At 70.8% G+C, this 13,391-nt stretch carries 12 protein-coding genes and 1 pseudogene; 8 read left to right on the forward strand and 5 right to left on the reverse strand.

The window, feature by feature from the left end; genetic code table 11:
• Positions 1–370 (reverse strand): annotated as a pseudogene (locus C667_RS13410) (S8 family serine peptidase); the annotation flags it as partial.
• Between the two features lie 268 nt (positions 371–638).
• On the opposite strand from C667_RS13410, the gene C667_RS13415 reads away from it, so the two are divergent.
• The 5 genes from C667_RS13415 to C667_RS13435 all read left to right on the forward strand — a co-directional run bounded on the left by C667_RS13415 (position 639) and on the right by C667_RS13435 (position 7,334).
• Positions 639–1,139: an LEA/WHy family protein gene (locus tag C667_RS13415; RefSeq protein ID WP_004365537.1), complete on the forward strand. Its 501-nt coding sequence runs from the start codon at positions 639–641 to the stop codon at positions 1,137–1,139.
• 70 nt (positions 1,140–1,209) lie between these two features.
• Positions 1,210–2,001, forward strand: a complete 792-nt coding sequence (locus C667_RS13420; protein ID WP_004365538.1) for an enoyl-CoA hydratase-related protein — start codon at positions 1,210–1,212, stop codon at positions 1,999–2,001.
• A gap of 14 nt (positions 2,002–2,015) precedes the next feature.
• Positions 2,016–3,515: an AMP nucleosidase gene (locus C667_RS13425; protein ID WP_004365540.1), complete on the forward strand. Its 1,500-nt coding sequence runs from the start codon at positions 2,016–2,018 to the stop codon at positions 3,513–3,515.
• A 146-nt stretch (positions 3,516–3,661) separates the two neighbouring features.
• Positions 3,662–5,536 carry a B12-binding domain-containing radical SAM protein gene (locus C667_RS13430; RefSeq protein ID WP_051174676.1) on the forward strand — a complete coding sequence of 625 codons (1,875 nt, stop codon included), beginning with the start codon at positions 3,662–3,664 and terminating at the stop codon, positions 5,534–5,536.
• 100 nt (positions 5,537–5,636) lie between these two features.
• Positions 5,637–7,334 (forward strand): flagellar assembly protein A, encoded by a 1,698-nt coding sequence (locus tag C667_RS13435; protein ID WP_004365544.1) that lies wholly within the window; start codon positions 5,637–5,639, stop codon positions 7,332–7,334.
• A 40-nt stretch (positions 7,335–7,374) separates the two neighbouring features.
• Here C667_RS13435 and tpx read toward each other — a convergent pair whose 3' ends face one another.
• A complete protein-coding gene (gene tpx / locus C667_RS13440; RefSeq protein WP_004365546.1) occupies positions 7,375–7,875 on the reverse strand; it encodes a thiol peroxidase in 501 nt (166 codons plus the stop codon).
• 237 nt (positions 7,876–8,112) lie between these two features.
• On the opposite strand from tpx, the gene C667_RS13445 reads away from it, so the two are divergent.
• The gene (locus C667_RS13445) at positions 8,113–9,255 is read left to right on the forward strand and encodes a TIR domain-containing protein (protein WP_004365549.1); all 1,143 of its coding nucleotides are present in this window, start codon (positions 8,113–8,115) and stop codon (positions 9,253–9,255) included.
• Positions 9,256–9,270: 15 nt separating this feature from the next.
• Here C667_RS13445 and htpX read toward each other — a convergent pair whose 3' ends face one another.
• The 3 genes from htpX to def all read right to left on the reverse strand — a co-directional run bounded on the left by htpX (position 9,271) and on the right by def (position 11,666).
• The gene (gene htpX, locus C667_RS13450) at positions 9,271–10,110 is read right to left on the reverse strand and encodes a zinc metalloprotease HtpX (protein ID WP_004365550.1); all 840 of its coding nucleotides are present in this window, start codon (positions 10,108–10,110) and stop codon (positions 9,271–9,273) included.
• Between the two features lie 90 nt (positions 10,111–10,200).
• The gene (gene fmt / locus C667_RS13455; RefSeq protein ID WP_004365552.1) at positions 10,201–11,163 is read right to left on the reverse strand and encodes a methionyl-tRNA formyltransferase; all 963 of its coding nucleotides are present in this window, start codon (positions 11,161–11,163) and stop codon (positions 10,201–10,203) included.
• Positions 11,163–11,666, reverse strand: coding sequence for a peptide deformylase (gene def / locus C667_RS13460; RefSeq protein ID WP_004365554.1), 504 nt, complete (start codon positions 11,664–11,666; stop codon positions 11,163–11,165). The genes fmt and def overlap by 1 nt, the downstream gene beginning before the upstream one ends.
• Before the next feature lie 192 nt (positions 11,667–11,858).
• Here def and C667_RS13465 point away from each other — a divergent pair, with 192 nt between their 5' ends.
• Together C667_RS13465 and C667_RS13470 are read left to right on the forward strand one after the other, a co-directional pair.
• Positions 11,859–12,905: a LysM peptidoglycan-binding domain-containing protein gene (locus C667_RS13465; protein ID WP_004365556.1), complete on the forward strand. Its 1,047-nt coding sequence runs from the start codon at positions 11,859–11,861 to the stop codon at positions 12,903–12,905.
• 31 nt (positions 12,906–12,936) lie between these two features.
• On the forward strand, positions 12,937–13,391 hold a 455-nt coding region (locus C667_RS13470), incomplete at its 3' end, for a DNA-processing protein DprA (protein WP_004365558.1).

Raw genomic sequence — 13,391 nt, forward strand, 5'->3', positions numbered from 1 at the left:
CGCGCAGGGCGGCGAGGTCGGCGCCGACCTCGGCACAAAGTCCGCGCGGCGGGCAGTCGAAGCGCGCTGTCCAGCCGAGCGCGGCGAGCGTCTCGCGCCAGGCCGGCAGCACCGGGCCGGCGAAACGCAGGATGCAGCGCGGCCCCGCCCCGGGCTCGAAGTGTCCGGAGGGCAGAATGCGGGACAGGCCATTGACCCGGATCGGATCGAGGTCCGTCCAGCTCGCCCAGGCCACGGCCGGCACGCGCTCGACTTCGACGAGCACCAGCTCGCCATAGCGTGCCAGCACCACGCCCGCCGCCGCCGCGACCGGCACGAGGGCATAGCACTCGGGCGTGACGCGAGAAGACACGCGCGGAGGGGAAGGCATGCTCGACTCCAGGGAGAAAGGCAGCGCGGACAGGCAGTGCTACGAGCGGCAGTGGAACCAGCGCCGGCGCAAAGTCGACCGGCGCCACAGCCACCACCGATGCCTTCACCATAGCCCCATTGCGGGTCGAATTCAAAAGACAGAAGCGCCTTCGGCCTGCACCGCACCGATCGACTGCAGCAGCTTCCTCGCATGGCGCGGTTAGAATGACCGTCATACCCTGCCCACCGCGGCCGCAGATCGCGCGCCCTTGCCCGGAGCCGGCACCATGTCCAGTCTTGTCCGCCCGTCCGCCCAATCCTTCACCGCCACCCTGCTCGTCTTGCTCGTGGCGGTGCTGCTCGCCGGCTGCGCCAGCCTGATCCAGCGCGAGCCGGTGCGCATCAACGTCGTGGGGCTCGAACCCCTGCCGGGCGCAGGCATGGAGATGCGCTTCGCGGTGAAGCTGCGGGTGCAGAACCCCAACGAGGCGGCGATCGACTTCGACGGCCTCGCCCTCGAGCTCGACCTCAACGGCAAGCCCTTCGCCACCGGCGTCAGCGACCGCAAGGGCAGCGTGCCGCGCTTCGGCGAGGCACTGGTGGAGATCCCGGTGTCGGTCTCGGCAATCGCGGTGGTGCGCCAGGCGCTCGGCGTCATCGAGGGCGAGCCGAAGACCGAGGTCCCCTACACCCTGCGCGGGCGGCTCGCCGGCGGGCTGCTCGGGGGCACCCGCTTCAGCGACGCCGGCACGCTCAAGCTGCCCGAGCCGCTGCGCAACCCGCGCTGAACACCGGGTTCCCGCACCACGCTGCCGCCGCGGCACCGATCCATCCGCCAGCCACCAGGAGAAGCACCCGATGAACCTGCCCACCGTCCGCGACGCCCGCCTGCAACTCGACAACCGCGTCGCCACCCTGACCCTCGCGCGCGACGACGTGCGCAACGCGCTCACCGGCACCGCGCTGATCGACGACATCGTCGGCGTGGCCGAGTGGGCGAACACCTGCGACGAGGTCTCGGTGCTCGTCATCACCGGCGAAGGCTCGGCCTTCTCGGCGGGCGGCAACGTCAAGGACATGGCCGCGCGCGGCGGCGACTTCGCCGGCGACGCGGCCGAGGTCGCCACCCGCTACCGCCGCGGCATCCAGCGCATCCCGCTGGCGCTGCAGGCGGTGGAGGTGCCGATCATCGCCGCGGTCAATGGCCCGGCCATCGGCGCCGGCTTCGACCTCGCCAACATGGCCGACATCCGCATCGCGTCGACCCGGGCCAAGTTCGGCGAGACCTTCCTCAACCTGGGCATCATCCCCGGCGACGGCGGCGCCTGGTTCATGCAGCGCCTGATCGGCTACCAGCAGGCCTTCGAGCTCACGCTATCGGGCCGCATCGTGGGCGCCGAGGAGGCGAAGACGCTGGGCATCGTGCTCGAGGTGGTCGAGCCGGACCAACTTCTGGCGCGCGCGCACGACATGGCCGCGCGCTTCGCCGCCCAGCCGCCGAAGGCGCTGCGCCTGACCAAGCGCCTGATGAAGATGGCGCAGCGCATGGAACTCAAGGACTTCCTCGACCTGTGCGCCGCCTTCCAGGGCATGTGCCACAACGAGGCCGAGCACCTCGAGGCGGTCCAGCGCATGCTCGCGCGCTCCTGAAGCACGGATACCCGATGAACGGCCACGCCCCCCACTTCGAGGTCGAGGACTTCGCTGATCCGGCGGCGGCGCTGGCCCGGGTGCACGAGATCTACGACCTCGCGGTCGACCACCTGCGCCGCGGCCTGCAGCACTACGTCGACGGCGCCGACATCGGCCGCCACGTGCGCGCCTGCTACCCGCTGCTGCGCGTGCGCACCGACACCGTGGCGCGTGCGGATTCGCGCCTGTCCTACGGCTTCGTCGCCGGGCCGGGGGTGTTCGAGACCACGCTGACGCGGCCGGACCTGTTCGCCGACTACTACCTGGAGCAGTTCCGCCTGCTGGTGGAGAACCACGGCGTGGCGCTGCAGGTGGGCAGCAGCACGCAGCCGATCCCGGTGCATTTCGCCCTGCCCGAGCACGACTACCTGGAAGGCCACCTCGGCCCCGAGCGCCGCCGCCTGCTGCGCGACCACTTCGACCTGCCCGACCTCGGCGCCATGGACGACGGCATCGCCAACGGCACCTTCGAGCCTGGCCCGGGCGAGCCGCATCCGCTGTCGCTATTTACCGCGCCGCGGGTGGATTACTCCCTGCATCGCCTGCGCCACTACACCGGCACGCGGCCGGCGCATTTCCAGAACTTCGTGCTGTTCACCAACTACCAGTTCTACATCGACGAGTTCATCCGCCTCGGCCACGAGCTCATGGCCGACACCGCCTCCGGCCACGGCTACGAGGCCTTCGTCGAGCCGGGCAACGTCGTCACCCGCCGCGCCGACCTCGCCCCGCAGGCCGAGGACGCCGAGGGCACGCCGCCGCCCCGCCTGCCACAGATGCCGGCCTACCACCTGGTGCGCGGCGACCACGCCGGCATCACCATGGTCAATATCGGCGTCGGCCCGGCCAACGCCAAGACCATCACCGACCACATCGCGGTGCTGCGCCCGCACGCGTGGATCATGCTCGGGCACTGCGCCGGGCTGCGCAACAGCCAGCACCTGGGCGACTACGTGCTCGCCCACGGCTACGTGCGCGAGGACCACGTGCTCGACGAGGAGCTGCCGCCCTGGGTGCCGATCCCGCCGCTGGCCGAGGTGCAGGTGGCGCTCGAGGCCGCGGTGGCCGAGGTCACGCAGCTGTCGGGCTACGAGCTCAAGCGCCTGATGCGCACCGGCACCGTCGCCAGTACCGACAACCGCAACTGGGAACTGCTGCCCTCGCACGGCATGTCGACCAGCCCCGAGCGCCGCTTCAGCCAGAGCCGCGCGGTGGCGCTCGACATGGAATCCGCCACCATCGCCGCCAACGGCTTCCGCTTCCGCGTGCCCTACGGCACCCTGCTGTGCGTCAGCGACAAGCCACTGCACGGCGAGATCAAGCTGCCCGGCATGGCCGACAAGTTCTACCGCGAGCGCGTCGACCAGCACCTGCGCATCGGCATCCGCGCGCTCGAGCAGCTACGCGCGCAGGGCGTCGATCGCCTGCACAGCCGCAAGCTGCGCAGCTTCGCCGAGGTGGCGTTCCAGTAGCGGCTGCGGCATCCTCGCGCGCCCACCCGAACGCTTCGCCCGCCATGTCCGCCACCGCGCCGCCCACCCCGCCAGAAACCGCCGCGCCGCCCGCCGCCACTGGGCAGGCCGCCGGCGCGCTGCGCGTGCTCTCCGTCATCCCGCCGATGACGCAGCTCAACACGCCCTACCCCTCCACCGCCTACCTCACCGGCTTCCTGCGCGCGCGCGGGGTGGACGCGGTGCAGGAGGACCTGGCGCTGAAGCTGGTGCTGCGCCTGCTCTCGCCCGCCGGCCTGGACGACATCCGCGCCCGCGCCGAGGCGCTGCCAAGGAAGCAGCGCACGCCGCTGGTGCAGGGTTTCATCGAGCACTTCGGGCGCTATCGCTACACCGTCGGCCCCACCATCGCCTTCCTGCAGGGCCGCGACCCGACCATCGCCCACCGCATCGCCAGCCGGGCTTTCCTGCCCGAGGGGCCGCGCTTCGACAGCGTCGACGCCTATGTCGACCCCGACGACCCCGAGGGCGGCGACCCGCTCGCCTGGGCCTTCGGCGCCCTCGGCCTCGCCGACCGCGCGCGCCACCTGGCGACGCTCTACCTCAACGAGCTCGCCGACATCCTGCGCGACGCGGTCGATGCGCGCTTCGAGTTCGTGCGCTACGCCGAGTCGCTGTCGATGAGCCAGCCCACCTTCGAGCCGCTCGCCGCCGCGCTCGCCGCCCCGCCGACGCTGGTCGACGCGTATTTGAAAGACCTGACCCTCGAAGCCCTCTCCCACCACTCGCCGCAGGTGGTGCTGGTCTCCACCCCCTTCCCCGGCTCGGTGTACGGCGCCTTCCGCATCGCGCAGGCGATCAAGGCCGCGCATCCGGAGATCGTCACCGTGCTCGGCGGCGGCTTCGTCAATACCGAGCTGCGCGAGCTCGCCGAGCCGCGGGTGTTCGACCATTTCGATTACGTCACCCTGGACGACGGCGAGCGCCCGCTGCTGGCGCTGCTGGAGCACCTGCAGGGCAGGCGCGGCAGGTCGCGCCTGGTGCGCACCTTCGTGCGCGACGCGGACACGGGCGCGGTGCGCTACATCCACCTCGCCGAACCCGACGTGCCCTTCGCCGAGGTCGGCACCCCCACCTGGGACGGCCTGCCCCTCGACGGCTACCTGTCGGTGCTCGACATGCTCAACCCGATGCACCGGCTGTGGTCGGACGGGCGCTGGAACAAGCTCACCGTGGCCCACGGCTGCTACTGGAAGAAGTGCACCTTCTGCGACGTCAGCCTGGACTACATCGGCCGCTACGACGGCGCCGCCGCCAGCCTGCTGGTGGACCGCATCGAGGCGATCATCGCCGAGACCGGGCAGACCGGCTTTCACTTCGTCGACGAGGCCGCGCCGCCCAAGGCGCTGCGCGCGCTCGCCGAGGAGCTGCTGCGCCGAGGGGTGGCGATCTCGTGGTGGGGCAACATCCGCTTCGAGAAGTCCTTCTCCCCCGAGCTCTGCCAGCTGCTCGCCGACAGCGGCTGCATCGCGGTGTCGGGCGGGCTGGAGGTGGCCTCCGACCGCCTGCTGCAGTTGATGAAGAAGGGCGTGTCGGTGGAGCAGGTGGCGCGCGTCACCCAGGCCTTCACCGAAGCCGGGGTGCTGGTGCACGCCTACCTGATGTACGGCTTCCCCACCCAGACGGTGCACGACACCGTGGACGCGCTCGAGTACGTGCGCCAGCTCTTCGAGGCCGGCTGCATCCAGTCGGGCTTCTTCCACCGCTTCGCATGCACCGTGCATTCACCGGTGGGCATGAACCCGGAGGAGTTCGGCGTCACGCTGGTGCCGCTACCCGAGATCACGTTCGCGAAGAACGACGTCGGCTTCATCGACCCCACCGGGGTGGACCACGACCGCCTGGGCAGGGCGCTCAACAAGGCGCTATACAACTACATGCACGGCATCGGCCTGGATACCGACGTGCGCACCTGGTTCGAGGACAAGGTGCCACGCCCGCGCGTGGCGAAGCACTTCATCGCGCGCGCGTTGCGGGCCTGAACTTCGGCTCGGGTTCATCCCATTGGCACCAATGAGATGCACGCGGCTACAATCCCCCGGCCGCACCCGCGGCCTCTGCTGATCGGATCGCACTGGAAACATGGACAAGCAGCCCACCGAAGGCCCGGAACTGGAGGCGTCGTTCGACGAGCTCACGCGCACATTGAGCGTGAGCATCGCCTATGACCCGCATTTTCCGCGCATCGACGCCTTGTGGCTGCGCCGGCGGCTCGAGGCCGCGGGCTACGCGGAGCTGCAGATCCGCCCGGACCCGATCCGCCGCCTGATCGCCCAGTACAACGCGGCCGAGTCGGTGGCAGCCGTCGAGATCGCGCAGTGCGTGGATGCCTCGATGCAGATCGGCGTCTCGCTGGACGGCCTGGTCGCGCGCCTGAGCATCGTGCCGCCCAAGGGCGGCAGGCCGGCGAGCAAGACCGAGCTGCTCGCGCTGATCGAGTCGCGCGGCATCGTCGAAGGCCTGCTGCTGGAAGAAATCAACCACGCGATCGCCGCCGGCCAGGCCGACGAGCTCGCCATCGCCCGTGGCCGCGAGCCCGAGCCGGGCAAGGACGGCTGGCTGGAGTACCTGCTGCCCGAGACGCGCGAGCGCGTGCCCAGCGTGCGCCCCTGCGGCCGCACCGACTACCGCGACCTCGGCGAGATCCTCGTCGTGCATGCCGGCGATGCCCTGATGCGGCGCCACCCACCGCAGCCCGGGGTGGACGGCGTCAGTGTGTACGGCCGGCCGATCATGGCGCGGCGCGGGCGCGACCTGCGCTTCGCGCCCGGCCTGCGTGGCACCGCGACCTCGCCCGAGGACCCCGAGCTGCTGGTGGCCGCCTGCGACGGCCAGCCGGTACGCGTGCGCAACGGCGCGATGGTGGAGCCGATCTTCACCGTGGATGCGGTCAACCTCGCTACCGGCAACATCGACTTCGACGGCAGCGTGCGCATCCGCAACGACGTGCAGGCCGGCATGACGGTGCGCGCCAGTGGCGACATCGAGGTGGGCGGAGTGGTCGAGCCGGCCACGCTGGAGGCCGGCGGCAGCATCGTGGTCAAGGGCGGCGTGCTCGGCGGGCTGGGCGGCAAGACGGCCGGCAAGGACTACAGCGCGCACGCGATCCGCTGCGAGGGCAGTTTTTGCGCCACCTACGCCCAGCAGACGCGCATCAGCGCGGGTGACTCGATATTCATCGACGACGTCGCCATGCAGTGCCAGCTCGAGGCGCGCAACCACATCCGCGTCGGCAAGCGCCTGCGCGGCCAGATCGTCGGCGGGCATTGTCGTGCCAGCCTGTCCATCCACGCGCGCACGATCGGGGCGAACAGCCGCATCCGCACCGAGCTCGAGATCGGCATGGACACCGGGCTGGAATACGCCATCCAGGAGAAGGCCGAGGCGCGCGACGCGCTGGAGAACCGCCTGCTCGAGATCGGCAAGATGCTCACCTTCGCCGACCGCCATCCAGAGCGCGTGACGCCCGAGATGGTGGGACGCGCCGAGCAGACCGCGAGCGCGCTGTCGGGCGAGATCGAGACCCTGCGCGGCGAGGAGGAGGACCTGCAGCACCGCCTCGCGCTCACCCGCGAGGCGCGGGTGAATGCCGAACGCGAAATGTTCGAGGGCAGCATCGTGCGCATGGGCGAGCAGCTCTTCAAGCTGTCGCAGGACCGCGGGCCGACCACGGTGCGCCTGGCCACCCAGGGGCTGGGCGTGTTCCCGCTCGAGGACGACAGCCGCTTCGACGAGCCGCAGCGTCCGGCCGCGGCCGGGCCGAACGCGTCGAGACGCTGAGCGCCGCCGCGCACGGCGGCGACGCCCGCGCAGCTGCGGATTACTTCAGGGCGGCGAGCGCGGCGGCGTAGTCGGGCTCTTCCTTGATCTCGGGGACGAGCTGCGAATACACCACCTTGTCGTTGCCATCCACGACCACGACCGCACGCGCGGTGACGCCGGCGAGCGGACCGGAGGTGATCGCGACGCCGTAGTCCTGCGCGAACTTGGGGTTGCGGAAGGTCGACAGCGTGTGCACGTTCTGCAGGCCCTCGGTCTCGCAGAAGCGCTTGGCGGCGAAGGGCAGGTCGGCGGACACGACCAGCACCACGGTGTCGGCCAGGCCGGCGGCCTCGGCGTTGAACTTGCGGGTCGAGGTGGCGCACACCGGGGTGTCCAGGCTGGGGACGATGTTCAGCACCTTGCGCTTGCCCGCGAAGGCCTCGAGGCCCACGTCGGCGAGGTCGGCGCCGGTGAGCTTGAAGGCGGGCGCGGCCTCGCCGGCCTGCGGAACACGGCCCGCGACGTCGATCGGGTTGCCGCCAAGGGTAACTTTGCTCATGTCGATCTCCTTCAGGTGAGGGTTGCGCCGGCACGTACGTGCGTCGCCGGCTGCCGGGACCGACAGCCTACACCAAGCCGGCGAATGCTGTCGTTCTGGTCTGCGCGCTCATACGCCGTGCCGCAGCGCACGGTGGCGACGGGAAGGAATCCAGCGGGGCGGGCACTTCGACACCACGCAGACGCAGCCGGCCTGAGCTATGGTGAAAATCAGGCCGCAACCCGATGGAGCGTCGTCATGGAACCGGTGGATCTCTTCTACAGCTACGCGCACGAGGACGAGAAGCTGCGCGACGAGCTGGACGGCCATCTCGCGCTGCTGCGGCGCAAGGGCGTGATCCGTCCCTGGCACGATCGCGGCATCGTCCCCGGACAGAAATGGGACGAGGCGATCGACAGGGAGCTCGGCATGGCAGACCTGATCCTGCTCCTGGTGAGCATGGATTTCCTCAACTCCGACTACATCTGGGGCAAGGAGCTCGCCACTGCGGTCGAACGCGCCCGGCGCGGAGACGCCAGCGTGATCCCGGTGCTGCTGCGCGCGGTCGACATCGAGGACGCTCCCTTCGCCCACCTGCAGGGCTTGCCCACCGACCTTCGCCCGGTGACCTCGTGGCCCAATCGCGACGAGGCATGGACCGACGTCGCCAAGGGCATCCGGCGCGCGGTCGAGGCCATCCGCCAGCGCTGGGCGAGCACGCCGCCGCCTCCCCCGCCGCCGCCGCCGGCGCCCTCAGCTCCGCGCTCGAGCGGCCTCGGTACGGCGGTCGCGAGCGCGCCACGGCCCGAGGAAGCGATGCACTCGCTGGAGATGGCACGCCCCGTCCTGAAGATGGCCACCGCGGAGGACGCTCGCACCGACGCGCTGCTCCAGCGCACCATCGGCGCGTTCGCCGACGAGCTCGCGCTCGCGGCGCGCATCAAGGGCGTGGAGGGCATCGGGAGCGGCGCGGCCGCGGGCCTGGCCGAGGCACTGATCGACAGGCCGGAGCAGAAGCGCGTGCTCTGGGTGGACGACCAGCCGGAGAACAATCGCCACGAGCTGGCTGCGCTGGCGAAGCTGCAGGTCGAGGTGGTGTGCGTGCGCAGCACGGCCGAAGCGCTCGATCGCCTCGATGCGGACGAAGAAGGTTTCGACCTGGTGCTGTCGGACTGGGACCGCCCCGAGCCGCCGGAAGGGGCGGCGAGCGCCGGACTGAAGCTGCTGGGCGCGCTCGCCGCGCGCCCGCGCCGCCCTCCGGTGATCTTCTATCACGCCGAGTTCGACCCCGGGCGTCGGGCGGCGCGACGCGAGGCCCTGCTGCGCGCCGGCGGCTTCGGCGAGGCGGTGCGGCCGGGCGAGCTGCTCGCCCTCATCCGCAGCGCCTTCGCATCGGACTGATGCCTCGCCCAGGGCTCAGCGCATGGCCTGCAGGCGGGCGATGCGCTCCTGGGTGGAGGGGTGGGTCGAGAACAGCCCGCGCAGGCCGCCGCCGGAGAGCGGATTCATGATCATCATCTGCGCGGTCTCGGGGTGGCGCTCGGCGGTGTGCATCGGGATGCCGCGCGCGTAGGCGTCGATCTTGGCGAGCGCGCCGGCGAGCGCGTCGGGATCGCCGGAGATCTCCGCGCCGCCGCGGTCGGCGCCGAACTCGCGGGTGCGGCTGATCGCCATCTGGATGACCATGCCGGCGAGCGGGGCGAGGATCATCAGCGCGATCGACACCACCGGGTTGGGGCGGTCCTCGCCGTCGCGACCGCCGAAGAACATGCCGAAGTTGGCCAGCATCGAGATCGCGCCGGCGACGGTGGCCGAGATGGTGGAGATCAGGATGTCGCGGTTCTTCACGTGCGCCAGCTCGTGCGCCATCACGCCGCGCAGTTCGCGCTCGGAGAGCATGCGCATGATCCCCGAGGTGGCGGCAACGGCGGCATTTTCCGGGTTGCGCCCGGTAGCGAAGGCGTTGGGCTGGGCCTCGTCGATGACATAGACCTTGGGCATCGGCAACTCGGCGCGCTGGGCGAGCTCCTTGACCATGTTGTACAGGTAGGGCGAGGACGCGGCATCGACCTCGCGTGCCTTGTACATCTTCAGCACCATCTTGTCCGAGAACCAGTAGGCCCAGAAATTCATCGCGCCACCTATCACGAGCGCGATCAGCATGCCCTGCTGGCCACCGATGGCCGCGCCCATCGCGCCGAACAGGGCGACGATGCCGGCCATCAGGATGGAGGTCTTGATCCAGTTTCCGAACATTGCGGGATCCTTCCTGCAAGAGATTGATTCGTCAGTGTAGCTCGGGGCACGGGCGACCGCCTTCAAGGCCGCCGCCCACGCGCTGCGTGCTCACGCAGCAGATGCGAAGCGCTCGCCTGCAGAGACCGGGAAACCACGCAGGAATTCCCCCGCGGGCAGGCGCTTGCTGCCCGGGCGCTGTAACACGGTGCAACGCAGCGCGTCGCGTCCGCAGGCCACGACGATGCCGTCCGCATCGACCGCGAGCACCCGGCCGGGCTCGCCCTCGCCCGCGACGACCTGCGCCTTCCAGCACTTGACCGCGGTATCGCGCAGGGTGGACACGGCACCCGGGAAGGGGTCGAAGGCGCGCATGGCGCGCTCGATCTCCGCTGCCGGCCGGCTCCAGTCGATGTCCGCCTCGGCGCGGCCGATCTTGGCCGCGTAGGTCACGCCCTCCGCCGGCTGCGGCGTCGCCGCCAGGCCGCCGCCCGCGAGCGCGCCGAGCGCCTCGACGATGCATTCGCCGCCGAGCGCGGCGAGGCGGTCGTGCAGGCTGGCGGTGGTGTCGTCCGCGGCGATCGGCAGCACGCGCCGCAACAGCATCGGGCCGGTGTCGAGACCCTCGTCCATCTGCATGATGGTGATGCCGGTCTGCGCGTCGCCGGCCTCGATCGCGCGATGGATCGGCGCCGCACCGCGCCAGCGCGGCAGCAGCGAGGCGTGGATGTTGATGCAGCCCAGGCGCGGCAGCGCGAGCACCGCGGGCGGCAGCAGGAGGCCGTAGGCGGCGACCACCAGCACGTCGGGCGCGCGCGCGGCGAGGCGGGCGCGCTGCTCTTCGGTGCGCAGCTTCTCGGGCTGGTCGACCTCGATGCCGTTGGCGAGCGCGAGCTGCTTGACCGCGCTCGGGTTGAGCTTCATGCCGCGCCCGGCAGGGCGGTCGGGCTGGGTGAGCACGAGCGGGACCGCGTAGCCGGCCTTCAGGATGGCGTCGAGCGCCTGCGCAGCGAATTCGGGGGTGCCGGCGAAGGCGACGCGCAGGCCGCCGGCCCCGGATGCGGTGGCGGCCATCACGCGGTGATGCGGGCCTTCTTGGCCAGCTTGGACTTGATGCGGCCGAGCTTGAGCTGCGACAGGTATTCGACGAAGACCTTGCCGTCGAGGTGGTCGATCTCGTGCTGGACGCACACCGCGAGCAGGCCGTCGGCCTCGAACTCGAAGGATTCGCCCTTTTCGTTCAGGGCGCGCACTTTCACACGCTCGGCGCGCGACACCTTCTCGTAGATTCCGGGTACGGACAGGCAGCCTTCCTCGCACACCTGTTCGCCCGAACGCTCGAGGATCTCGGGGTTGATCAGCGCCATCAGGCCCGACTTGTCCTCGGAGACGTCGATGACGACGATGCGCTTGTGCACGTCGACCTGGGTGGCGGCCAGCCCGATGCCGGGCGCCTCGTACATGGTCTCGGCCATGTCGGCGACCAGCTTGCGGATTTCGTCATCGACCCTGGCGACCGGCGCGGCGACCGTGTGCAGGCGGGAATCGGGGTAGCGGAGAATGGGTAGGAGAGCCATGAATACCTTGCTGGGTTAAGCCTTTGAGTGCAGAATTTCGAGCGTTTTCACACGCTTCGGCAAGTATTTAGCCGGAATATCCGCGACCGGTATGCAGTACGCGCAGCACGTGCGCCCGACTGCTTCGACCCCGGCGCGCAGCCCGCGTTCCGGGTCGGACCCGGCACGCAAGCTCCCGATCGGATGCGTCCAATGATGCGAATTATATTCCCTCTGCTCGTCGCCTTCGCCAGCCTCCTCGGCTCCGGCGCGCACGCGCAGTCCAGCGTGCGCCTCGCCGCCGACGCCCCCGACAGCTACACCGTGGTGCGCGGCGACACCCTGTGGGGCATCTCCGGACGCTTCCTGCAGGAGCCCTGGCGCTGGCCCGAGGTGTGGCGCCTGAACCGCGACGAGATCCGCAACCCCCACCTGATCTACCCCGGCCAGGTCATCCTGCTCGACCGCAGCGGCCCCTGGCTCAGCGTCGGTCGCCGCGTCGGCGGGGGCGGGGGCGGCACCCAGGATGGCCGCCTGCAGCCCAGGGTCTATAGCGAGCCGATCGCCGAGGCCCTGCCCAGCATCCCGCTGCAGATCATCGAGCCCTTCCTGAATCGCCCGCTGGTGATCGACCAGCCCCGCCTCGACGGCTCGGCCACCATCGTCGCCACCGAGACCAGCCGCGTGCTGACCGGCACCGGCGACACCGTCTTCGCCAAGAACGTGAGCGACGAGGCCGAGCTCTGGCACATCTACCGCCCCGCCCGTGCGCTCGAGGATCCGCGCACGCGCGCGCCGATCGCCTGGGAAGCCGCCTATCTCGGCACCGCCCGCGTCACCGAGCGCGGCGAGCCGACCACGCTGGAGATCGTCTCCGCGGTCGAGGAGATCGGCACCGGCGACCTGATGATGCCGAGCGAGCCGCCGAGCGTGTTCTCCTACGCCCCGCACGCGCCCGACTTCGACGTCGAGGGCAGCATCATCTCCATCTACCGCGGCGTCAGCGAGACCGGCCGGCTCAACGTGGTCGCGCTCGACACCGGCGAGCAGGACGGCCTCGAGCGCGGCCACGTGCTCGCGCTCTACCGCAACCGTGGCGTCGCCGAGTATCGCGGCGAAGAGGGCAAGGAGAGCTTCCGCCTGCCCGAGAAGCGCTATGGCGTGGCCTTCGTCTTCCGTGTCTTCGAGCGCGTGGCCTACGCGCTGGTGATGGAATCCGACGGCCCGGTCACCATCGGCGACGCGGTCCGCAAGCCCTGATCCGGCACCGGCAAGTCGCAGCCGCCGCATCGTGACCGCGCCTGCCGACGATCTCGCCGACTGGCTGCGCCTCGCCCACGTGCCGGGTGTCGGCACGCAGGGCCAGCGCGCCCTGCTCGCCGCGTTCGGGCTGCCCGGCCACATCTTCGCCGCCGGTCGCGGCGCGCTCGCCGCCGTGGTGGGCGGCGCGGCAGCCGACGCGTTGCTCGCCGCGCCGGCACAGGCAGACATCGAGCGCACGCTCGCGTGGGCGGGCGAGGCCGGCAACCACATCCTGACCCTGGCCGACGCCGCCTACCCGCGCCAGCTCTTCGACATCGCCGATCCCCCGGTGCTGCTCTACGTCAAGGGCGAGCCCGCGCTGCTGTCGCGTCCGGGCATCGCGCTGGTCGGCGCGCGCTCGGCGACCGCGGCGGGCGAAGCCAACGCCGAGGCCTTCGCGCGCGCGCTCGCCCAGCAAGGCCTCGTCGTCGTCAGCGGCCTGGC

Source organism: Thauera phenylacetica B4P, assembly GCF_000310225.1.
Lineage (GTDB): Bacteria > Pseudomonadota > Gammaproteobacteria > Burkholderiales > Rhodocyclaceae > Thauera > Thauera phenylacetica.